The sequence below is a fragment of the Citrobacter sp. Cu231 genome (assembly GCF_030332265.1).
GTDB lineage: Bacteria > Pseudomonadota > Gammaproteobacteria > Enterobacterales > Enterobacteriaceae > Citrobacter > Citrobacter meridianamericanus.
In genome coordinates, this window is the sequence record NZ_JAOWIE010000043.1 from 29,689 (window position 1) to 50,340 (window position 20,652).

A 20,652-nucleotide genomic window follows, 5' to 3' on the forward strand; every position below is an offset into this window, starting at 1 on the left:
AGCAGGAGTGGATTGATGAAATACAACACCTTAGGAAAAACCGACCTTCGTGTCTCCCGCCTTTGCCTGGGCTGCATGACGTTTGGCGAACCCCATCGCGGCAATCACGCCTGGACGCTACCTGAAGAAAGCAGCCGCCCGATAATCAAACACGCCCTTGAGGGTGGCATTAACTTTTTCGATACCGCCAACAGTTACTCCGCTGGCAGTAGCGAAGAGATTCTCGGTCGCGCGCTGCGTGATTTCACCCGCCGCGAAGATGTCGTGGTCGCCACCAAGGTTTTTCACCAGGTTGATGATTTAGCAGAAGGATTATCCCGCGCACAAATCCTGCGCTCGATCGATGACAGCCTCAGACGTCTGGGTATGGACTATGTCGACATCCTGCAAATTCACCGTTGGGATTACAACACGCCAATCGAAGAAACGCTGGAAGCTCTGAACGACGTTGTTAAAGCCGGTAAAGCGCGCTATATCGGCGCCTCATCCATGCACGCTTCGCAGTTTGCTCAGGCGCTGGCCTTACAGAAACAACACGGCTGGGCGCAGTTTGTAAGCATGCAGGATCACTACAACCTGATTTATCGCGAAGAAGAACGCGAAATGCTGCCGCTTTGCTATCAGGAAGGCGTGGCGGTGATCCCATGGAGTCCACTGGCGCGTGGTCGCCTGACACGCCCCTGGGGAGAAACCACTGCACGTCTGGTTTCTGATGAAGTCGGTAAAAATTTGTACAACGAGAGCGATGAAAACGATGCACAAATTGCCGCACGGCTCGCCGGTATCAGTGAGGAATTAGGCGTCACGCGGGCACAGGTCGCACTGGCCTGGCTGCTGAGCAAACCCGGTGTGGCCGCACCGATTATCGGTACGTCGCGTGAGGAACAGCTGGATGAATTGCTTAATGCGGTGGATTTAACACTGAAGCCGGAGCAGATCGCCGAGCTGGAAACGCCGTACAAACAGCATCCGGTGGTGGGATTTAAATAATCTGGCAATGCCCGATAGCGCTGCGCTTATCGGGCCGTTTGTAGGCCGAATGAGGCATTTACGCGGCCATCCGGCAAAAGCATTTAAATGATACCTACCGGCCAGTGATGGCCGATAAAATAGAGGATCCCGGCAGAAAGTATCCCGGCCACAATATCATCGATCATGATCCCCGTTCCGCCATGCACGTTGCGATCGAACCAGCGGATCGGCCACGGTTTCCACATATCCAGAATACGGAAAATCACAAAACCCGCAGCAACCCACCGCCAGTCATTGGTCGGAAGCGCCATCAGGGTTATCCACATCCCGACAAACTCGTCCCAGACAATGCTGCCGTGATCGTGCACGCCCATATCTTTCGCCGTTTGATGGCACAGATAAACGCCAATACAGATAGACAACATGACCACCAGTGAATACAGTTGCCACGGCAAAAACGTCATTAAATACCAAAATGGGATCGCCGCCAGCGATCCCATCGTGCCAGGAACAATTGGACTCAGCCCACTGCCAAAACCGGTCGCCAACAGATGCCACGGGTTGCGCATGCTCAGGCGACTTTTGGCGACATCTTTTTTAAGGCGCGGCAAAATGGTCATATCCTTTCCAGTCGAACGTGACGGGTTTTCCGTCGCGCGTAAAGTGAATACCTTCCACATCCGCGCTCATCTGCCCGATACAGGTAAACGATGCGCCGAGATTCCCCAGCGCGACGTCCAGCGCGCCACGGTTAATTTCCGGTACAGTAAAGCATAACTCATAATCTTCACCACCCGAGAGCGCCCAGCGCAGCGCTTGTTCCGATTCCACGTGTTGGGCAAATGCCGGAGAGTAAGGCAGCGCATCAACGTTAACCCGCGCGCCGCAGCCGCTGGCATTAATAATGTGCCCGAGATCGGAGATCAGGCCGTCAGAAATATCGATAGCCGCACTGGCAAGATCGCGCAGGGCTTGACCCTGCAAGATGCGCGGCGTTGGCCGCAGATGACGTTTAAGCAGATAGTCTGCGTCTTTTGCATCTCCAACCTGCAACCGATTCTGTAAAATCGCCAGCCCCGCCGCGCTGTCGCCCGGTGTGCCAGTCACATAAATCCAGTCTCCCGGTTTCGCTCCGGAGCGTTTTAAGGCCCGTCCGACAGGAACGTAGCCATGGATACCCAGCGTCATCGCCAGTGGCCCACGCGTGGTGTCACCGCCAATCAGCTGCATATCATAGTAATTAAGCAGTTCAAACAGGCCATCGCTGAAGGCTTCAAGCCAGGCTTCATCGACTTCAGGTAACGTGAGTGCTAACGTCAGCCATGCAGGGTCCGCCCCCATCGCCGCCAGATCGCTCAAATTCACCGCCAGCGCTTTCCAGGCGAGATCGGTGGGATCAATGTCAGGGAGGAAGTGGTTGCCAGCCACCAGCGTATCGGTACTGATCGCCAGCGTCTGTTTTTCAGGGATATTCAAGAGTGCGCAATCGTCGCCAATACCGGTTTCGACATCAAGACGAGAGGTTCTTACGCGGTCAAAATAACGGGCAATCAGGGAAAATTCGCCACATGCCATACGTTATGCCTCAGCAGAAAAAAAGAAAAAGCCGGGGATAGTGGAAACACGTTCCACCATCCGACCGGCCTCGGAATTACTTTTTGTTGGGGCGAATCACAGGTGCTGCTTTATCCAGTACACCATTCACGAATTTGTGGCTGTCTTCAGCGCCGAAGGTTTTCGCCAGTTCAATCGCTTCGTTGATGGCCACTTTGTATGGCACATCGCTACGCTTAGACAGTTCAAACAGCGCAATACGCAGCACGGCTTTTTCTACCTGACCCAGCTCTTCCAACAGGCGAGACAGGTAAGGCTTCATTAAGCCATCCAGGTACGCGCTGTTAGTCGCCACCCCGGACAGCAGTTCACGGAAATACAGAACGTCGACATCTTTTACGTCCTGTTCCGCCAGGAACTGGTATTCAACATCAGCGATGTCGTTCTGGGACAACTGCCAGGAGTAGAGCGCCTGGACGGCACACTCACGGGCGCGGCGACGAGCAGCAGGTTTCACGGATTTCCCCTTACAAAAATCAGGCCTTGATGGCTTTCAATACATTAATCATTTCAAGCGCAGTCAGTGCAGCTTCTGCGCCTTTGTTACCGGCTTTAGTGCCAGCACGTTCGATGGCTTGTTCAATACTTTCGGTGGTCAGAACACCGAAGGCTACCGGAATGCCGCTGTCCTGAGCGACATGCGCCAGGCCATTGCTTGCACCGCCAGCCACATATTCGAAGTGCGCGGTACCGCCACGGATCACCGTACCGAGCGCAATCACCGCGTCGTATTTACCGGTTTTCGCCAGAGCGTCAGCCGCCAGCGGCAGCTCATAGGCACCAGGAACCCAAACAACGGTAATGTTTTCATCTTTAACCTGACCAATACGTTTCAGGGCGTCGATCGCACCTTCCAGCAGGCTGTCATTGATAAAGTTGTTGAAACGCGCAATGGTGATGGCGACGCGAGCGTCCGGGGTAGCAACGTTAGCTTCAATAATGTTCATATTCTTCCTTCGGGTTCGATTTATAGCCCCGTAAGGGGGGCGGATTTTATCATAATATTCTGTGCGCTGCTTCCTCTAAATCAGAAAGCCTCACGCAGTCGTTAAATGCAGGCAAACGTCCGGGCCCACCTGGCGTATCTCATTGAATTTGAAATGGGGGGCGTCGGCCAGTTTCTCAAGGCCTGGAAGCACACATAATCCTCGCGCATCGCTGCCTAACAGTTTAGGCGCAACATACACGATTAGCTCATCAACCAAACCGGCCTGTAGTAACGCGCCCGCCAGCGTTGGGCCAGCTTCAACCCAAATGCTGTTAATTTGCTGCTTACCCAGTTGCATCATCAGCACCACCAGATCCAGATGCCCGTTATGTTCCGGAACTTTCAGGCTACGCACCGTCTCCGGCCAACTGCGAGGGTCGTCTTTAGTCCGGGCAATCCAGGTTTCTCCTGGCTGTTGCACAATTCGATGCTCCGGCGTGACCTGATTCTGGCTATCAAGAACAATGCGGATCGGCTGGCGCAGATTTTCCTGCGGGTAACTGGCCTGGGTAGACTCTCCAAGCTCCGACCAACGCACAGTAAGCTGAGGGTCGTCGGCTAATACCGTAGCGCTGCTGGTTAAAATAGCATGGCTTTGCGCTCGTAAACGTTGCACATCTCGACGCGCCTGCGGGGAGGTTATCCACTGGCTTTCACCGCTGGCCATCGCCGTACGTCCATCAAGCGAGGCACCAAGCTTAAGCTGCACATAGGGGAATCCCGTACGCATGCGCTTCAGGAAGCCCTTATTAAGCTGCTCAACCTCGCTCATCATTAGCCCGTGGCTGACGTCAATGCCAGCCTGCTGCAAACGATAGAGCCCACGACCTGCTACCTGCGGATTGGGATCCTGCATCGCGGCAACCACACGTGACACGCCTGCGGCAATCAGCGCCTCGCAGCACGGCGGCGTACGCCCATGATGACTACAGGGTTCAAGCGTGACATAGGCGGTTGCCCCTTGCGCTTTTGCTCCCGCCATCCGCAAGGCATGGACTTCGGCATGCGGTTCGCCCGCGCGGTGATGATACCCTTCACCGACGATCTGCCCATCTTTAACAATCACGCAGCCCACGTTAGGATTGGGGTGAGTGGTAAAGCGTCCGCGCGCAGCAAGCTTCAGCGCGCGCGCCATGTACAATTCATCCTGCATGGCTTAGTCCTGTAGGCGAGCAATCTCTTCGCCAAATTCTTTGATATCTTCGAAACTACGGTACACCGAGGCAAAGCGGATATAGGCGACTTTATCGAGTTTTTTCAACTGCTCCATCACCAGGTTGCCAATCATCTTGCTCGGCACCTCACGCTCGCCAGTGGCACGCAGTTGTGATTTGATATGGTTCAACGCCATTTCGACGTCATCAGAACTGACCGGGCGTTTCTCAAGCGCTCTGAGCATGCCGCTGCGCAGCTTATCTTCATTAAAAGGTTCACGCACATCGTTGCTTTTCACAACGCGCGGCATGACAAGTTCAGCCACTTCAAAAGTGGTGAAACGTTCGTTACAGACCAGACACTGCCGACGGCGGCGTACTGAGGAGCCCTCGCCGACAAGACGAGAGTCAATTACCTTAGTGTCTACGGCGAAACAGAATGGGCAATGCATACGGCGTCCTGTACCTCAGTGGTTAACAGAAATCTATTTTACCCTGAACTGGCGTGACAACAAAGGCGCAGCGCTTTTGAGACAAAGGATCGATGCCTTCGCGCTCAGTGCGCACTACCATTATGCTATCGCGACAATAAAGGAAGTGATCACAATGACAAGACGTTACCTAAGAATTCTCCTGGTGGGAAGTCTCTTTAGCCTTAGCGCCTGCGCGCAGCAAAGTGAAGTACGCCAGATGCATCAAAGCGTTAGCACGTTGAATAAAGAGATGACGCGGCTCAATCAGGAAACGGTAAAAATTACCCAGCAAAATATGTTGAACGCAAAATCGACCAGCGGCGTCTATCTGCTGCCAGGTTCCAAAACCCCTGCCCGACTGGACAGCCAGATAGGCACGTTACGCATGTCGCTGATAAATATTGCGCCGAACGCCGACGGAACGCGCCTGACGCTGCGGATTCAGGGTGAATCCAACACGCCTTTACCCGCCTTTAGCGCCACCGTCGAATACGGGCAAATTCAGGGTACCACGGACAACTATCAGGAAGTGAACGTTCACAACCAATTGGTCAACGCCCCGGCAAGTATTCTTGCCCCCAGCGACGTCGACATTCCGCTGCAGATAAATGGTCTCACTCGCGAACAGTTAGGTTTTGTTCGCATCCACGACGTTCAACCTGTTAGTCAATAAACTTTTTTGCGGAACGTTTTGTGCGTTCCGCAACACCACTCCCGTCTATTTTGTTACTCCTCTGACATAACCGATATTTCTGGTAAAACTTGGCAACATTGATGAGAGCCAGTACAATTCGCCGCCTAAAGTACGCAAACGTGAACGCAATCGATTACGTAAATGATAGAACTGTGAAACAAGACATATTTTTGTGAACAATGATTTTTATAATAGGCTCCGAAGAGTTACGAAATATTTAGAAACGCAATTTGCGCATTTTTCACTCCCTAAAGGGATTTCAAACAGTGACATACATATGAAAAAAACATTACTTGCAGCCGGTGCAGTGCTGGCGCTCTCCTCGTCTTTTACTGCCAACGCAGCAGAAAATGACAAACCGCAATATCTGTCCGACTGGTGGCACCAGAGCGTCAACGTGGTGGGTAGCTACCACACCCGTTTCTCCCCGAAACTGAACAACGACGTGTATCTGGAATATGAAGCGTTTGCCAAAAAAGACTGGTTTGACTTCTATGGCTACATCGATATTCCTAAAACCTTCGACTGGGGTAACGGCAACGATAAAGGCATCTGGTCTGACGGTTCTCCGCTGTTTATGGAAATCGAACCGCGTTTCTCTATCGACAAACTGACCGGCGCTGACCTGAGCTTTGGTCCGTTCAAAGAATGGTATTTCGCCAACAACTACATCTACGATATGGGTGATAACAAAGCCAGTCGCCAGAGCACCTGGTATATGGGTCTGGGTACCGATATCGATACCGGTCTGCCGATGGGTCTGTCTCTGAACGTGTATGCTAAATACCAGTGGCAGAACTATGGCGCATCCAACGAAAACGAGTGGGATGGCTACCGTTTCAAAGTGAAATACTTTGTGCCGATCACTCAGGTATGGGGCGGTCAGTTAACTTACATCGGCTTCACCAACTTCGACTGGGGCTCAGATTTGGGTGACGATCCGAACCGCACCAGCAACTCTATCGCTTCCAGCCACGTTCTGGCGCTGAACTACGATCACTGGCACTACTCCGTAGTGGCGCGTTACTTCCATAACGGCGGTCAGTGGAAAGGTGGCGACACTCTGAACTGGGGCGAAGGCGATTTCAGCGCGAAATCTACCGGTTGGGGTGGTTACCTGGTTGTAGGTTACAACTTCTAATTCAGGAAATCTGTCCGCAGACAAGCCAGCTTAACCGCTGGCTTTTTTATGGCTGGTCTTCACAGCGTACTTTACGTAAAAAGTCACTTAGCGAGCGATCCGCTGATTCGCGAAAGTACTTGTCGAGTGGCGTGATCTTCAGACATCGATCAACCCGAAAGCAGCGATAATCGTCACGTTTTTCACACCATGCAACGAGCAGCCAGTGCTCACCCCAGAAAAATAGTCCCAGCGGCTGAACATCGCGCCAGGAAAGATTCCCGACCTCATCGCGATAATGCAGCGCTAGTGTCTGCTGCGCCGAAACCGCGCGATGAATGAGATCGAACGCACTGCGTGAATGCGGCTGATTACCAAAATCAGGTGCGAAAATCCGTGTTTGCTCGGCCCTGCGCCGACTCTCTGACGGCAATATCGCCAGCACTTTTTCCTGCGCAGACTCCAGCGCCTGTGAGAGTGAATCCCCACCCCATGTTTTCAGCAGCCGAATAGCCACCATCAACGCTTCTGATTCGTGTTGCGTTAACATTAACGGCGGCAAATCAAACCCTGCCATTAGGCGGTATCCACTGCCCACTTCACCTTCAATGGGCACGCCGGATAAAGAGAGATCGCGGATATCGCGATAAATCGTCCGTTCAGATACCTCCAGACGTTCTGCCAGCAGCGCCGCCGTTGTCACTCGCCTGCCACGCAGGATTTGTACAATCTGAAACAAGCGGTCGGCGCGTCTGGACATATTAATCCTCAGTGCTGAAAAAATTACGCGGGTTGATTTAAACCAACGCGATTGCCTTCGCTGTCAGTAAACAGCGCAATCGTGCCAATGTCTTGCCCCAGTTCGAGCGGGCCAAACACGCAGTGGCCGCCAGCGGTGGCGACACGCTCAAGCGTTGCAGCCAAATCGTCCGTATGCAGGTAAATAATAGCGCCTAGCGCTGAAGGCGTAATGCCGTCAAATTTAGCCAGCGCTCCGCCGGGAGCAGGATCCTGATGCGGGAATACGGCCAGCTCGGCGCAGTCCATATTTTCCCGACGCAAAGAAACCTGCATCACGGGCTCATAAAATGCAATGGCGCGATCCATTTCTGCCACGGGGATTTCAAACCAGTTAATGACGTTGTTCATACTTCCTCCTGCCTGTGTGAGTAGTGTCAGAAGGACTATAAGACAGTGCTACTGACAGCATACTGTCAGTAGTGTGGCGACCGAAACCAATAATGGTCTGCCGCTAAATCACAGGCAAAAAAAATCCCGACCTTGCGATCGGGATTCCACTATCTTCACTCTTAATGGGTTAAGGCAGAATTGACGGCTGATCCGCCCCTTCTTTCTCGACCTTCTGCTGCAGCATGTGCTCACGCTTCATACCCAGCTTCAGCGCCAGCGCCGATGCCACGTAGATAGAAGATGCGGTACCGATGGAAACACCGATCAGCATCGTCAGCGAGAAGCCTTCCAGTACCGGACCACCGAACAGGAACAGCATCAGAATAACCATCAACGTCGTACCGGACGTAATTAACGTACGATGCAGCGTCTGAGTCAATGACACGTTAAAGATTTCGTAAGGCGTACCGCGACGAATTTTGCGGAAGTTTTCACGAATACGGTCAGATACAACGATACTGTCGTTCAGCGAGTAACCGATTACCGACATCAGCGAGGCGACGATAGTCAGGTCAATCTCGATATGGAACAACGACAGGATCCCAAGTGTAATGATTACGTCATGCGCCAGCGCGATAACCACCCCTGCCGCCAGTCGCCACTCAAAGCGGAAACCGACGTACACCAGGATGGAGATCAGCGCCGCCATCAACGCCATCGCCCCCGTTTGCGCCAGGTCTGCACCTACGCTCGGCCCCACGAATTCAATTCGCTTCACCGCCGCGTTTTGGTTGGTGGATTCGTTAATCACACTCAACACTTTGCTACCCAGCACCTGACCGCCGTCTGCGCCTTCGGTTGGCGGCATACGCACCATAATGTCGTGGCTGCTGCCGAAGTTCTGCAGCAGCGGGTCAACAAAGCCCGCTTTCTCCAGCGCATCGCGCATCACGTCCATTTCCGCTGGTTTTTCCAGCGTGATTTCAATGACCGTACCACCGGTGAAATCGAGACCCCAGTTAAAGCCGCGCACGCCCATAATCACGATGGCCGCGATCAGCAGAAAACCTGAAATGCCGAAAGCCCAGTAGTCCCAGCGCATAAAGTCCCAGACTTTACGGCCGTGGTTCAATTGTTCAACAGTATATTCCTGTGCCACTTCGCACTCCTCAGATTGACAGCTTTTTGACGCGCTTGCCGCCATACAACAGGTTTACGATGGCACGTGTACCGACAATTGCGGTAAACATCGACGTCGCTACCCCAATACCGGTAGTAATCGCGAACCCTTTAATTGCCCCGGTGCCGACTGCGTACAGGATAATGACCTTAATCAGCGTCGTAATGTTCGCATCGAAGATGGAGCTAAATGCGCCCGCATAACCTTCATTGATGGCCTGCTGCACCGAACGCCCGTTACTCAACTCTTCTTTGATACGTTCGTTGATCAGTACGTTCGCATCGACCGCGACAGCAAGGGTTAAGACGATCCCCGCAATCCCCGGCATACTCAGCGTAGCGCCCGGCAGCAGCGACATAATACCGACAATCAGCACCAGGTTCGCAATCAGCGCACTCGTGGCGATCAGACCGAACTTCTTATAGAAGAAGATCATGAACAGGATAGACACCACCAGACCAGCCAGACACGCTTCCAGACCCTGTTTAATGTTCTGCATACCCAGGGTTGGGCCGATGGTACGTTCTTCCACAATCTGAATCGGCGCAATCAACGCACCGGCACGTAACAGCAGAGAAAGCTGACGCGCTTCATTCGGGTTGTTGATACCGGTAATACGGAAGCTGTTGCCCAGACGAGACTGGATGTTGGCGATGTTAATCACCTCTTCCTGTTTCACCAGCACGGCGCGACCGTTGGCATCTTTCTTACCGCTGTCTTTGTACTCCACGAACAGAGTCGCCATCGGCTTACCGATGTTGTCCTTGGTGAAGTTGGACATAATGTTACCACCCGCGCTATCCAGCGAGATGTTAACCTGCGGCTGATTGTATTCGTCCTGGCTGGAAGTAGAATCGGTGATATGGTCACCGGTCAGGATCACGCGCTTGTACAGCACAACAGGCTGGCCTTCACGAGACTGTTTCACTTCCGAATCACCCGGAACACGACCCGATGCTGCAGCGGACTGGTCAACGTTGGTGTTTACCAGACGGAATTCCAGCGTCGCGGTAGCGCCCAGAATTTCTTTCGCCCGCGCGGTATCCTGAATACCCGGCAGTTCGACCACAATGCGGTCAGCACCCTGACGTTGTACAACCGGCTCAGCAACACCCAGTTGGTTAACACGATTACGCAGAATGTTGATGTTCTGCTGTACCGCGTATTCACGGGCTTCGCTCAGGCGCGCATCGGTCATCACCGCACGCAGTGCATTGCTGCCCTGGCTAGAAATAACCAAATCCTGGTGACGCTTGCTCAGGTAAGAGATAGCTTCATCACGGGCGCTGCTATCACGAAAAGTGATGCTCAGACCGTAGTTATCTTCTTTGCGAACGGTAGTATAAGGAATGCCTTTTTCACGCAGATCGCTGCGCAGGCTATCAATATTTTGTTCCTGCAACTTACTCAGCGCGGTGTCCATATCCACTTCCATCAGGAAGTGAACGCCGCCACGCAGATCAAGACCGAGTTTCATCGGTTCTGCGTGAATGGCTGCCAGCCAACGCGGGGTTGCCGGAGCAAGGTTAAGCGCCACGACGTATTGATCACCCAATACGCCCATTAACACTTCACGAGCGCGCAGTTGGGTATCAGTGGAGTCGAAGCGCGCGAGAATAGCACCCTCTTCCAGAGCCACAGACTTAGGTGTGATTTTATCTTCTTGTAACGTTTTCTGGACCTGGATCAGCGTTTGCTCACTGGCGGCGGCACCGCGCACGCCAGTGATTTGAACAGCCGGATCCTCACCATACAGGTTGGGAAGCGCATAGAGCAGACCGACGACAATCACGACGATCAGCATGACATACTTCCACAAAGGATAACGGTTTAACACGGCAGTTCCCTTTGGGAAAACAATAAATTACAGCGCCTTCATGGTGCCTTTCGGCAGAACGGCAGCTACGAAATCACGTTTAATAACCACTTCAGTGGTGTCGTTCAGCGCGATAGCGATGTAGCCGGATTCTGCTACTTTGGTCACGCGACCCACCAGACCACCGTTGGTCAGCACTTCATCGCCTTTCGCAATGGAGTTCATCAGATTTTTGTGTTCTTTGGTACGCTTTTGCTGCGGGCGCAGGATCATGAAATAGAAAATCAGACCAAACACCACCAGCATCAGAATCAGAGACATCGGGCTGCCCTGCGCCGGAGCACCTGTTGCCGCTACCGCATCAGAAATAAAAAAGCTCATTCAAATTCCCTCATTATTAAAATTAATCAACGTTCACAGGTGGAACTGGTCTACCCTGACGTTGGTAAAAATCGGTCACGAAGCTCTCTAATTTACCCTCTTCAATAGCCTTGCGTAAACCCGCCATCAAACGCTGGTAGTAGCGAAGGTTATGAATCGTGTTGAGTCGCGCGCCCAATATTTCGTTGCAACGGTCAAGATGATGCAAGTATGCGCGCGAATAATTGCGACAGGTGTAGCAATCACACTCAGCATCGAGCGGACTGGTGTCGCTTTTATGTTTCGCGTTACGAATTTTTACCACGCCGTCAGTCACAAACAAATGACCATTACGGGCATTTCGCGTTGGCATCACGCAGTCAAACATATCGATACCACGACGCACGCCTTCAACCAGATCTTCTGGTTTACCAACGCCCATCAGGTAACGCGGTTTATCAGCCGGAATCTGCGGGCAAACATGCTCCAGAATGCGGTGCATATCTTCCTTCGGTTCACCAACAGCCAAACCGCCGACAGCGTAGCCATCAAAGCCGATATCTACCAGACCTTTGACGGAGATATCACGTAAATCTTCGTAAACGCTGCCCTGAATGATGCCAAAAAGCGCATTTTTGTTGCCGAGGCTATCAAAACGGTCGCGACTGCGCTTCGCCCAACGCAAAGACATCTCCATCGATCGTTTAGCATAGTCCCAGTCGGCCGGATACGGTGTACATTCGTCGAAGATCATCACGATATCGGAACCGAGATCGTATTGAATCTCCATCGACTTCTCAGGATCGAGGAAGATCGGATCGCCGTTGATCGGATTACGGAAATGCACGCCCTGCTCGGTTATCTTACGGATGTCGCCCAGGCTGAATACCTGGAAGCCGCCGGAATCGGTGAGGATCGGTCCTTTCCACTGCATGAAATCGTGCAGATCGCCGTGCAGCTTCATGATTTCCTGACCCGGGCGCAGCCAGAGGTGGAAGGTGTTACCGAGGATGATCTGTGCGCCGGTCGCTTCAACTTCTTCCGGCGTCATGCCTTTCACGGTGCCATAAGTACCGACCGGCATAAAAGCAGGCGTTTCCACTACGCCACGATCAAAAACCAGGCGGCCGCGGCGGGCGCGACCGTCTGTGGTGTCCAGTTCAAATTTCATTTTAACTCCTGCGTCAGAAAAACAGTCCGACGTTAAACACTCGCATCGCGGATTTATTCCCCAACGCGCTCAGAAATAGCCTGCGGATTGTACGTGATAAACATGGCATCACCGTAACTAAAAAAGCGATATTCCGCTTTTACCGCTTCATGATAGGCGTGCATGGTGTTTTTATAACCAGCAAATGCGGAAACCAGCATAATCAGTGTCGATTCCGGCAGGTGGAAGTTGGTGACCAGAGCATCAATCACCTGATATTTATAGCCTGGATAAATGAATATTTGCGTATCACCGAAGAACGGCTCGATAAGGTCATTTTTGGCCGCCTGCGCCGCGCTTTCCAGTGAACGTACGGAGGTGGTACCTACCGCAATCACGCGGTTGCCGCGTGCTTTCGCCGCCAGCACAGCATCAACCACATCCTGTGGCACTTCCGCATACTCGGAGTGCATAATGTGATCTTCGATGGTATCTACGCGCACCGGCTGGAAGGTACCCGCCCCCACGTGCAGCGTAACGAACGCCATCTCGATACCTTTATCACGCAGTTTTGCCAACAGTGGTTCGTCAAAATGCAGACCGGCGGTCGGCGCGGCGACAGCCCCTGGTTTTTCGCTATACACGGTCTGGTACAGCTCGCGGTCAGCGTCTTCATCCGGACGGTCGATATATGGCGGCAGCGGCATATGGCCAATCGCGTTGAGGATATCCAGCACGCTACGCTCGTCATCAAACTCGACTTCAAACAACGCGTCATGGCGCGCCACCATCGTTGCTTTAATGCTTTCGTCATCGCCCAGCAGCAGCTCGGCACCCGGCTTCGGCGCTTTAGAGGCGCGAATATGCGCCAGAATCCGTTTGTCATCCAGCATACGCTCGACCAGTACTTCAATCTTGCCGCCGCTGGCTTTACGCCCAAACAGACGCGCCGGAATAACGCGGGTATTATTAAAAACCAGCAAATCGCCAGGGTTGAGCTTATCGAGCAAATCGGTGAAAGTACCGTGCGTCAGCGCGCCCGTCGGCCCGTCCAAAGACAGCAAGCGGCAGCTACTGCGTTCAGCCTGCGGATAGTGGGCAATCAGGGATTCGGGTAGTTCAAAGGTGAAATCGGTAACGCGCATGACACTGACTCAGACTAAAATAAGAGGCGGGTAGTCTAGTGCCGGGGCGTTCTCCCTGCAACCTTTACCCCTCTGGATAAACATTTAACTATGAATTTTCTTGCACATTTGCATCTGGCTCACCTCGCCGACAGCTCGCTTTCCGGTAATCTACTGGCGGATTTTGTCCGGGGTAATCCCCAAACGCACTATTCGCCCGACGTGGTGGAGGGCATCTTTATGCACCGTCGTATCGACGTGATGACCGATAACCTGCCACAGGTGCGTGAAGCCAAAGAGTGGTTTCGCAGCGAAACGCGCCGCGTCGCACCGATTACGCTGGACGTCATGTGGGATCATTTTCTGTCGCGCCATTGGTCGGAAATCTCCCCCGACTTCCCGCTGACGGACTTTGTACGCTATGCCCGCGCCCAGGTGACCCCTATTTTACCGGAATCGCCGCCGCGCTTTATCAATCTGAACAACTACATCTGGTCGGAGAAATGGCTCGAGCGCTATCGGAATATGGATTTTATCCAGAACGTCCTGAACGGCATGGCCAGCCGCCGCCCGCGGCTCGATGCCCTGCGCGACTCATGGTATGACCTCGATACGCACTACGATGCGTTAGAAGAACGTTTCTGGCAGTTTTATCCCCAAATGATGGGACAGGCGCGACGTAAATCCCTTTGATTATAGCCCGCATCATGCACCGGATAAGCAGCAGCCGCTATCCGGCAAAAGATTGATAGACAAAACCTGTCTCATTGATTGCCAGCGCCTCTTTGTCTTATTCCCGAACACTCTCTATACTGGCCCGCGTTGCGTTCCAAAAACCCCTTAACATTGCAGGAGAATTATATGGTACTGGTAACTCGTCAGGCTCCGGATTTCACAGCAGCTGCGGTACTGGGTAGCGGTGAGATCGTTGAAAACTTCAACTTCAAGCAGCATACCAACGGTAAAACTACCGTTCTGTTCTTCTGGCCGATGGACTTCACCTTCGTTTGCCCGTCTGAACTGATCGCATTCGACAAACGTTACGAAGAATTCCAGAAGCGCGGCGTTGAAGTTGTTGGCGTTTCCTTCGACTCTGAATTTGTCCACAACGCATGGCGTAACACCCCTGTCGAAAAAGGCGGCATTGGTGAAGTGAAATACGCAATGGTTGCTGACATCAAACGCGAAATCCAGAAAGCCTACGGCATTGAGCATCCTGAAGCAGGTGTTGCTCTGCGCGGTTCTTTCCTGATCGACGCTAACGGCGTTGTTCGCCACCAGGTGGTTAACGATCTGCCGCTGGGTCGTAACATCGACGAAATGCTGCGCATGGTTGACGCGCTGCAGTTCCACGAAGAGCACGGCGACGTATGTCCGGCACAGTGGGAAAAAGGTAAAGAAGGTATGAACGCGTCTCCGGACGGCGTAGCAAAATACCTGACCGAGAACGTTTCCAGCCTGTAAATGGCATGAATCGTAAGAGGCCCGCAAATGCGGGCCTTTTTTACATCTGGTTATTAGTCTCCAATCATCCCTTTCTCCTTATACCTCTTCGCTCATTTTGAAGTAAGTAAATGACGTCATAACCGTTTTTTTGTCCTATCTCTGGATAAACATCCTTAACGCATCAACATATTTCTCTCTAAGAATTTTCCTAACAATTTTAAGATGATATCTGAATTTTTAAGACAAAGAGCAATAAAGGAAGAGTGAACTCGCTAAATTTAACCAACATGCAATAAATATATTTAATGTCTTCACATCTGAATAATGCCGCCACACACCTTGTATTTTAATTCTTATCCCATTGTTATATAAGGCATTCCTGTTTCTTTTCAAAATAGAACGCTATAAAAAACCCATGTTAATCATAGCGCTTATAAATAAGTTATAAATTTATTAACTGTGCTAATTATTCCAACAAATATTAACACTTTTTACTTATCATTCTACAAATTCAATTAAAAAAACAGATCTTATCGATCGATTTTAATCATTACACATCAATTTATCAGCAGATTAGGATTTCTCCAGGAAACCACATTATTAACAGTGTTTTTCTTGCAGATTAGGGAGAGATATGCATGAGCAGTAAAGATAAATGCACGCGGTTTTTTATTTATTCCGCAGACTGGACGCATGCGGCTGCATTACAAAATTTAATCAGCGGTAAAAAAACTCCTGATAACTATATTTCATTGCCACAACTCACCATCAGTGAGTTGTGCGAATATACCGGACCGCCACCACATATAATCATCCTGGATGTCCCACCAGGAAGATATGTGGCATTAATCCTGGCTCTCCGTAAAAGTTTTCCTCAAGCACAAATGATTTGTACTCAGCATTATTTTCTCTACTCAGATCGTATGGTTGCTGAGTATTTTGGTGGGATATTGCTAAAGGAATATGATGCTTTAATATCTGGATATCCCAATATAGGCATTGCTGAGCATCTTACGTCACCAATATTCTCAGCTGCATATCCTCGGCTCAGATTTTTTTGTTCAAGCGTTCCTCCGCAGGTGGTATTAGGTTCACTTGAAAAGTGGATCAGAAGAAGGTTATCAGAAGTGATACCTTCATCACGCACACGAACAATTACGCTGGATTGGTTAGCCAGAGGCATTTCACTTCGGGAAACTGCAAAACAATTGAAAAGAAGTGAAAAAGTGATGTACCACTATCGCTGGATGATGATGCAAGCTTTAGGTATACGCCATTGCAGCAGAGATTTCATTCACTCACTGACGGTAAATGCAGGACCAACAAACTGGAAAAAACCCGACAAGAAAGCCGCGCATAAATAATAGTATGTCGCGTATATAGAGCTCATTTAAATTCCAAAATAAAAAATCGCTATCAATCACGATGCGGTTTCTATTGTTTCACCCCTATTTTATAGAAGTGCCATGTGTTAGCAAATATAAGGATTTATTTATGTCGCAAAAAAGCGTTTCTTTCTCAAAAAAGATATTAGTCGTCTCTATACTACTCGCAATATCAGGTACTGCTACAGCTTCTGATGAAGGCTCTGGTATGGTGAGTGGGCTTAACTGGAGTTTGTTGGTGCCTAACTCTGGCGCCGGTGATACTGCCGTTAAAGGAATTTATGCCTGGAACTTTAGTAACACCCAGGAGGAAGCCTCTCTCGATTCCGCCAGTAATAAAGGTAATATCTATTTTAACCCTCCACATCACGACCTTCTAAGTCGAACAGTAAATGTTACTGATCTTGACCTGAGCGGATACTACATTAATTTTAGCAAAACCGATCTTGCTGGTAATCAGTCTACTCTCAATCTGACCAAGGCCACCGTTGATTTTATCGAATCAGGAGGGTCTGGCACCGACACTAATATAGCCATCAACTTAAAGGACGCTCAGCTTAACGGCGCTCAGATGGATACCAACTATGATAATGCCCTTAAAAATGGGGTGGCAAAGAACAAAAACTGGGTGGCAAATCAAAATGGTGATGGCGGATATGGTATTTATGTCGATCTCGGTGACACAGGCGATGTAATTGTCGATATTGATAACAGTCAGTTAGGCTCAGAAACCTGGAAAGCAGGTATTTTTACCGGCGGATCTGACTCCGTTAACATTACTGCTTCTGAAAGTAACATTTTCGGTTCTGTACAAGCCGGATATTCTGAAGATGTCAATATTGAACTGACAAAGCAAACAACACTCACCGGTAATATTGTCACCGGTAAGGGCACAAGTATTGTCAGTATTAATGACAACTCGAAAGTACTCGGCGACATCAACGTCAGCAAGAGCAATCAAGCCCAGGTGTCTCTGGGCGATAATGTTGCAACCAGCAATGTTAATAAAATCACCGGCAACAAAACCAATTCCACTCTTAAGTTAGGCCAAGAAGTCACTGAATTAGACGGCAGTAAATTTGTCGATTTTACGGTGTTAAACGTGCTGGGTAAAAGTACCATCCTCAATGGTCTGAATGACACAAACGTAGGGTCAGCACTCAATCTGACGGGGAATCACATCATTGCTGATGTTAATATAACGGGCAATGGCGCACTCACCGTAGCAGGTAATTCCACGCTACAGGCAGATAATATCTCTTTGAGCAGCGACGCTTCGTTAACCATCGATAATGGAACTTTGCAAACCAGCTCAGCGCAAATATTTACTGATGGTCTGGGTAGTAACGGTCTTAATACTTCTGCCACCGGCCTGAACACCACAGGCCAGCAGGTATCTTTCAACGATGGCACATTAGCGCTCTCTGATGCGCTATTTAACCTCGATTATGTAAAATCTGTTAATGGTCTGGTGGACAATGCCGAACTTATTATGCTGGGCAACGTTGTGTCTGCTGATGGTACTGGTCCTGCTGGTAGTGTAGATTTTGACACGGTTGGTGCTGTGGGTGAAAACACCGTGCTTGCCGGTGTTACCGTTAAATCTGATAAAAGTGACGTCGTTATTGGCGCTGACGGTGATGACGGCAGCAAAAACAGTATTGCAGTGAAAAATCTGGAATTAACTGCTGATGGTGACAATAAAGCAAATGTATTCGTAACAGGCCAAAAAACGCTCACCTTAACTGGCGATGCCACAGGCATGAATAACACCAGCCTTGTTTCCGCAGGGGAAGACGCCAGTGTCAGTGTTAATGTCAAAGAGGGTACATTGCAGTTGGGTCATGCTTCTCTGTCCGGAGCCACAGGTTCCTTGAATGCCACCGTAAACCTGGACAATGGGAATTTACAGGTCGCTGGTGGCAAATACAGCGTTTCCGGAGAAATTTCAGCAAGCAATGACAGCGCCATTACCATTGCAGACAGCGCGGCGTTACAAGCGTCTAAAATTGATATGACAGGCACCAATATGCAGGTCAATGGCGTATTGCAAACCGCTGCACTCAACGCCGACTCAGGTACGACTATCAATGTGGGCACTACCGCAGATCAAGGCGCTGCTGGACATCTGCTCGCACAGAACGTAAGCCTGAACGGGGCAACTCTGTTCCTTGATCCGCAATGGCAAACCAATAGCACCATCAGTCAGGCTTCCAAAGCTGCGCTGCAATTTATCGATGACAAAATTGACGGCAAGCTCACTGCCGGGCAAAACGCCTTACTGGTCCTGGGTGAGGCAACGACCGAGTGGGCTGAAACACAGTTTGCCAAAACGGGTCTGCAATGGTCTGCTGACGGGATTACCGCCGCATTAGCCATTAATGCCCCGCAATTACTGGATAAAGACCATGGTAGTCTGGTTGTGGATGGTTCACAGACCTCAGCCCCCAGCGCAAATGCCAATACGGCTACTTTTGCCGATAATTCACTGTTAATGGTGAATGGCAAAACCATTGCCGGCGGGCAGTATGCGCTCACAGCTGAAAATGGAACGCTCAACGTTAGCGACAGCGCCAGCCTTTACATTGCCGACGCCAAAGCCAGTCAGACCTATTATATTGTCGACGGTTTTAACGGTGGTTCACCAGGTCCTATCGATGATTCCACTCAAACAGGTGTATCGGAAAAGGGATGGAATGGTGAAAATTTACTGACCAACCGACTGCTTTCTGCAACACGTCACTGGGATGTAGACAGCGGACAATTGCAGGTCACCACGGAGGCTAAATCCTCTGCTGACGCGTTACCTGGCGTCGCACTGACGCAAACGCTGGATACTATGATGGGCCAGGGAATCAATGACACGCAAAGTCAGTCTGCCGGCGTTCGTTTCCTGTCACGTGCGATAGATAATCCTTACGTCTCTACGCAGGATATCGTGAAAACCATTAACAGTGCAGCGCAGTTGGCTGTGGCCGGAGGTGTGCAGAACACTACCCTGTCCACAGGGTTGTCTGCCACCAAAGCGATCAACGATCGTAACTCAGTGCTTAACAGCAAACTCCAACCTGACGCAGGAGCTGAAGGTCTGAATTTCTGGGCCAGCACACTGTATGGCCACGACAGTAACAGTGGTTTTAAAACTGGCGCACTGGAAACCGGCAATAATGTTAATTACTTTGGTTTAATGATTGGCGCAGATATCACTCATCAAACCTCTCTGGGTAATTTGCGCAGCGGTTTAGCATTCCATTCCGGAACCGGTAAATCATCGTCCAAAGGAGATCTGCAATATACCAAAAATGATGTTGATTTTTGGGGTGCAACGTTTTATGAAAACTGGACAAATAATAATTTCAGCGTGACCGTTGATTTAGGATTGTCCAGGAACAGTAATGACGTTGAGCAGAATCTTCCGGCTTGGGTGGATATGGGCAGTAAGTTAAAAGCGGATATTGATTCCGAAATGCTGACCGCGGGAATTACGGGTGAATACCTGTACAACCTGTCCTCTATCGATATCGTTCCACACGCCGGTGTACGCTATGTACAACTCAAAACTGAACGTTTTGATACTACTACCCAGTCCGGAGAGAAGCTGTTTGATACCGCTGAGCAGAAGCAGAACCTCTGGCAATTCCCGGTTGGCGTGCGTTTAAGCACCACATACTCGCTTGATTCTGGCTGGGCAGTTAGCCCGCAAGCCGATCTGTCGGTCATTCCGGTTACTGGCGACACCAACGCGAAAACGCATATTCGTACCTACGGTATTAACGCATCCGATACACTGTCTTCAACGATTGTTGATGATACTTCGTTCTCAGGACAACTCGGTGTGAAGGCGCAGAAAGGAAATGTAAGTTTCGGTATCAACTACAACCTCGACGCATCTGAACACCAGACAGGTCAGGGGGCAATGGCCGTATTTAATTATAACTTCTGATGTGATTTAAAAAATACTCGCCCTCCTCAAATCGGGAGGCGAGTATTTCTTTTCAAGAATGACGTACAGGAGAAAATATTTATGTTTAGATATCACAAAGTG

The 20,652-nt window shown here is 50.5% G+C and carries 20 protein-coding genes; 7 read left to right on the top strand and 13 right to left on the bottom strand.

The annotated features are described in order from the left end of the window. Positions 1-15 precede the first annotated feature (15 nt). A complete protein-coding gene (gene yajO / locus OGY15_RS16775; protein WP_210904717.1) occupies positions 16-990 on the top strand; it encodes an aldo/keto reductase in 975 nt (324 codons plus the stop codon). Between the two features lie 83 nt (positions 991-1,073). Here the strand turns inward: yajO and pgpA are convergent, their stop codons facing one another. The 6 genes from pgpA to nrdR form a co-directional block, all read right to left on the bottom strand. Then, on the bottom strand, positions 1,074-1,592 hold the full coding sequence (gene pgpA, locus OGY15_RS16780) for a phosphatidylglycerophosphatase A (protein ID WP_061067419.1): 519 nt from the start codon (positions 1,590-1,592) through the stop codon (positions 1,074-1,076). Further along, positions 1,570-2,547 carry a thiamine-phosphate kinase gene (thiL, locus tag OGY15_RS16785; protein ID WP_151224859.1) on the bottom strand — a complete coding sequence of 326 codons (978 nt, stop codon included), beginning with the start codon at positions 2,545-2,547 and terminating at the stop codon, positions 1,570-1,572. Before thiL ends, pgpA begins: the two co-directional genes overlap by 23 nt. A gap of 76 nt (positions 2,548-2,623) precedes the next feature. Continuing rightward, complete coding sequence (gene nusB / locus OGY15_RS16790; RefSeq protein ID WP_000801129.1) at positions 2,624-3,043, bottom strand: transcription antitermination factor NusB; 420 nt, start codon at positions 3,041-3,043, stop codon at positions 2,624-2,626. A gap of 19 nt (positions 3,044-3,062) precedes the next feature. Continuing rightward, positions 3,063-3,533, bottom strand: a complete 471-nt coding sequence (gene ribH, locus OGY15_RS16795; protein ID WP_003021575.1) for a 6,7-dimethyl-8-ribityllumazine synthase — start codon at positions 3,531-3,533, stop codon at positions 3,063-3,065. Between the two features lie 90 nt (positions 3,534-3,623). Then, positions 3,624-4,727 carry a bifunctional diaminohydroxyphosphoribosylaminopyrimidine deaminase/5-amino-6-(5-phosphoribosylamino)uracil reductase RibD gene (gene ribD, locus OGY15_RS16800; RefSeq protein ID WP_151218614.1) on the bottom strand — a complete coding sequence of 368 codons (1,104 nt, stop codon included), beginning with the start codon at positions 4,725-4,727 and terminating at the stop codon, positions 3,624-3,626. Between the two features lie 3 nt (positions 4,728-4,730). After that, the gene (gene nrdR, locus OGY15_RS16805) at positions 4,731-5,180 is read right to left on the bottom strand and encodes a transcriptional regulator NrdR (RefSeq protein WP_016152032.1); all 450 of its coding nucleotides are present in this window, start codon (positions 5,178-5,180) and stop codon (positions 4,731-4,733) included. A 154-nt stretch (positions 5,181-5,334) separates the two neighbouring features. Here nrdR and OGY15_RS16810 point away from each other — a divergent pair, with 154 nt between their 5' ends. Continuing rightward, on the top strand, positions 5,335-5,874 hold the full coding sequence (locus OGY15_RS16810; protein ID WP_286540212.1) for a SadB/YajI family lipoprotein: 540 nt from the start codon (positions 5,335-5,337) through the stop codon (positions 5,872-5,874). A 298-nt stretch (positions 5,875-6,172) separates the two neighbouring features. After that, positions 6,173-7,036, top strand: coding sequence for a nucleoside-specific channel-forming protein Tsx (locus OGY15_RS16815; RefSeq protein WP_003021561.1), 864 nt, complete (start codon positions 6,173-6,175; stop codon positions 7,034-7,036). 46 nt (positions 7,037-7,082) lie between these two features. Here the strand turns inward: OGY15_RS16815 and OGY15_RS16820 are convergent, their stop codons facing one another. The 7 genes from OGY15_RS16820 to queA form a co-directional block, all read right to left on the bottom strand. After that, the gene (locus OGY15_RS16820; protein WP_151218611.1) at positions 7,083-7,775 is read right to left on the bottom strand and encodes a helix-turn-helix transcriptional regulator; all 693 of its coding nucleotides are present in this window, start codon (positions 7,773-7,775) and stop codon (positions 7,083-7,085) included. 23 nt (positions 7,776-7,798) lie between these two features. Beyond that, complete coding sequence (locus OGY15_RS16825) at positions 7,799-8,164, bottom strand: VOC family protein (protein ID WP_286540215.1); 366 nt, start codon at positions 8,162-8,164, stop codon at positions 7,799-7,801. Between the two features lie 169 nt (positions 8,165-8,333). After that, on the bottom strand, positions 8,334-9,305 hold the full coding sequence (gene secF, locus OGY15_RS16830) for a protein translocase subunit SecF (RefSeq protein WP_038638190.1): 972 nt from the start codon (positions 9,303-9,305) through the stop codon (positions 8,334-8,336). A gap of 10 nt (positions 9,306-9,315) precedes the next feature. After that, positions 9,316-11,163, bottom strand: coding sequence for a protein translocase subunit SecD (gene secD, locus OGY15_RS16835; protein ID WP_003021547.1), 1,848 nt, complete (start codon positions 11,161-11,163; stop codon positions 9,316-9,318). A 27-nt stretch (positions 11,164-11,190) separates the two neighbouring features. Next, positions 11,191-11,523 (bottom strand): preprotein translocase subunit YajC, encoded by a 333-nt coding sequence (gene yajC, locus OGY15_RS16840; RefSeq protein WP_003021544.1) that lies wholly within the window; start codon positions 11,521-11,523, stop codon positions 11,191-11,193. A 22-nt stretch (positions 11,524-11,545) separates the two neighbouring features. Continuing rightward, positions 11,546-12,673, bottom strand: a complete 1,128-nt coding sequence (gene tgt / locus OGY15_RS16845) for a tRNA guanosine(34) transglycosylase Tgt (RefSeq protein WP_003021535.1) — start codon at positions 12,671-12,673, stop codon at positions 11,546-11,548. A gap of 53 nt (positions 12,674-12,726) precedes the next feature. Then, a complete protein-coding gene (gene queA, locus OGY15_RS16850; protein ID WP_151218609.1) occupies positions 12,727-13,797 on the bottom strand; it encodes a tRNA preQ1(34) S-adenosylmethionine ribosyltransferase-isomerase QueA in 1,071 nt (356 codons plus the stop codon). A 90-nt stretch (positions 13,798-13,887) separates the two neighbouring features. Here queA and acpH point away from each other — a divergent pair, with 90 nt between their 5' ends. The 4 genes from acpH (at position 13,888) to OGY15_RS16870 (ending at position 20,550) form a co-directional block, all read left to right on the top strand. Beyond that, positions 13,888-14,469, top strand: a complete 582-nt coding sequence (gene acpH / locus OGY15_RS16855; RefSeq protein WP_151224856.1) for an ACP phosphodiesterase — start codon at positions 13,888-13,890, stop codon at positions 14,467-14,469. A 168-nt stretch (positions 14,470-14,637) separates the two neighbouring features. Then, the gene (locus OGY15_RS16860) at positions 14,638-15,240 is read left to right on the top strand and encodes a peroxiredoxin C (protein ID WP_151224855.1); all 603 of its coding nucleotides are present in this window, start codon (positions 14,638-14,640) and stop codon (positions 15,238-15,240) included. Positions 15,241-15,860: 620 nt separating this feature from the next. Further along, positions 15,861-16,586, top strand: coding sequence for a helix-turn-helix domain-containing protein (locus tag OGY15_RS16865; RefSeq protein WP_286540219.1), 726 nt, complete (start codon positions 15,861-15,863; stop codon positions 16,584-16,586). 130 nt (positions 16,587-16,716) lie between these two features. Beyond that, positions 16,717-20,550, top strand: a complete 3,834-nt coding sequence (locus OGY15_RS16870; RefSeq protein ID WP_286540223.1) for an autotransporter outer membrane beta-barrel domain-containing protein — start codon at positions 16,717-16,719, stop codon at positions 20,548-20,550. The last annotated feature ends 102 nt before the right edge of the window (positions 20,551-20,652 follow it).

Coding starts and splice junctions, on each gene's coding strand:
- OGY15_RS16815 (WP_003021561.1), top strand. CDS start 6,173: ATGAAAAAAACATTACTTGCAGCCGGTGCAGTGCTGGCGCTCTCCTCG.
- OGY15_RS16870 (WP_286540223.1), top strand. CDS start 16,717: ATGTCGCAAAAAAGCGTTTCTTTCTCAAAAAAGATATTAGTCGTCTCT.
- thiL (WP_151224859.1), bottom strand. CDS start 2,547: ATGGCATGTGGCGAATTTTCCCTGATTGCCCGTTATTTTGACCGCGTA.
- yajO (WP_210904717.1), top strand. CDS start 16: ATGAAATACAACACCTTAGGAAAAACCGACCTTCGTGTCTCCCGCCTT.
- tgt (WP_003021535.1), bottom strand. CDS start 12,673: ATGAAATTTGAACTGGACACCACAGACGGTCGCGCCCGCCGCGGCCGC.
- OGY15_RS16820 (WP_151218611.1), bottom strand. CDS start 7,775: ATGTCCAGACGCGCCGACCGCTTGTTTCAGATTGTACAAATCCTGCGT.
- nrdR (WP_016152032.1), bottom strand. CDS start 5,180: ATGCATTGCCCATTCTGTTTCGCCGTAGACACTAAGGTAATTGACTCT.
- OGY15_RS16865 (WP_286540219.1), top strand. CDS start 15,861: ATGAGCAGTAAAGATAAATGCACGCGGTTTTTTATTTATTCCGCAGAC.
- pgpA (WP_061067419.1), bottom strand. CDS start 1,592: ATGACCATTTTGCCGCGCCTTAAAAAAGATGTCGCCAAAAGTCGCCTG.
- OGY15_RS16810 (WP_286540212.1), top strand. CDS start 5,335: ATGACAAGACGTTACCTAAGAATTCTCCTGGTGGGAAGTCTCTTTAGC.
- acpH (WP_151224856.1), top strand. CDS start 13,888: ATGAATTTTCTTGCACATTTGCATCTGGCTCACCTCGCCGACAGCTCG.
- OGY15_RS16825 (WP_286540215.1), bottom strand. CDS start 8,164: ATGAACAACGTCATTAACTGGTTTGAAATCCCCGTGGCAGAAATGGAT.
- ribH (WP_003021575.1), bottom strand. CDS start 3,533: ATGAACATTATTGAAGCTAACGTTGCTACCCCGGACGCTCGCGTCGCC.
- ribD (WP_151218614.1), bottom strand. CDS start 4,727: ATGCAGGATGAATTGTACATGGCGCGCGCGCTGAAGCTTGCTGCGCGC.
- OGY15_RS16860 (WP_151224855.1), top strand. CDS start 14,638: ATGGTACTGGTAACTCGTCAGGCTCCGGATTTCACAGCAGCTGCGGTA.
- yajC (WP_003021544.1), bottom strand. CDS start 11,523: ATGAGCTTTTTTATTTCTGATGCGGTAGCGGCAACAGGTGCTCCGGCG.
- queA (WP_151218609.1), bottom strand. CDS start 13,797: ATGCGCGTTACCGATTTCACCTTTGAACTACCCGAATCCCTGATTGCC.